The 1,269-nt window shown below is 60.3% G+C and carries 1 protein-coding gene; it reads right to left on the reverse strand.

Annotation, left to right across the window (positions count from 1 at the left end; translation table 11 throughout):
• Positions 1 to 68: 68 nt before the first annotated feature.
• Positions 69 to 1,204, reverse strand: a protein-coding gene (locus tag ACUN9V_RS19885; protein WP_371399730.1) for an IS3 family transposase whose coding sequence is annotated in 2 segments (ribosomal slippage) — positions 69 to 949 and positions 949 to 1,204 — 1,137 coding nt in all. Because the reading frame shifts where the segments join, the coding sequence is not laid out codon by codon here.
• Positions 1,205 to 1,269: the final 65 nt, after the last annotated feature.

Here is a 1,269-nt window from a genome sequence, read left to right on the forward strand (position 1 = left end):
TGAAGTGGACCCCATCCGTTGGACCACCTGACAGGCGATTTAAGCTCTGACCGGATCATCATCAGGCGTCAGGCCGCCTGGGTCAGTGGTTGATCGAAGTACACCTCATCGGGTGTCGCATCGTCCAGCCCTTGATGGGGCCGCTGACGGTTGTACCAAGTGAAGTACTTCCTCAGCTCCCGGCGTAGGTGGGCACCATCTTCGAAGGCCTTCAGATAGACGCACTCGTACTTCACGCTACGCCAGAGCCGTTCGACGAAGATGTTGTCCCGGTAGCAGCCTTTTCCATCCATGCTGATCCGGACGCCATGGGCCTTCAGTACCTCGGTGAACGCCTGGCTGGTGAATTGGCAGCCCTGATCGCTATTGAAGATGCTCGGCGGCCCATAGCGCTCCAGGGCCTCCTCCAGTGCGTCAATGCAGAAGTCCGTATCCAGGGTGTTCGATACCCGCCAGGCCAGCACACGGCGACTGTGCCAGTCCATGATGGCCACCAGGTACATGAACCCTCGCGCCATTGGGATATACGTCACATCAGTGGCCCAGACTTGGTTGGGACGATCGATGACGCGATCCCTGAGCAGGTAAGGATAGACCCGATGCCCCACGCCAGACTGGCTGGTGCGCGGCTTCGGGTACACCGCGTGCAGCCCCATCTGCCGCATCAGGCGACGGATCCGCTTGCGGTTCACCGTGTGCCCCAAGCGGTTGAGATGGGTCGTCATCCGCCGGGAGCCGTAGACCGGCGTCCGCAGATGCTCCTCGTCGATCAGCCTCATTAGCATCAGGTCCTCGGCGAGTAACTCACGGCGCTGGTAGTATAGCGATGAGCGACTGATACCGAGCAATTGGCACTGCCGGCGCAGGCTGGGAGTGTCGGAGGATGGCGGCTCGATCAGGGCCAAGCGCTGAGCCCGGCTCAACGATCGAGCCTGCGCGACAAAAAATCGCGTTCCACCGTCAGCTTGCCGATCTCGCGGTAAAGCGTGTCGATCTCCTCCTGGCTCTTCTGGGCGGCTTTACCATCCTTGCCTTCGAAGACGCCCGTGGCGTTGTCCAGGAGTTCACGCTTCCACTGGCTGACCATGGTGGGGTGGATCTCGAAGCGGGCGGCGATCTCCGACGTTGTCTGATCGCCCTTGAGGGCTGCGAGAGCCACCTTGGCCTTGAAGTCACTGCTGTACTGCTTGCGTTTCCTGCTCATGATCATCGTCTCCAATCGTCATGATCAGAGCTTAACGCCTGGTCCTGATTTCGGGGACCACCTCA

This window comes from Salinicola sp. V024, assembly GCF_052645315.1.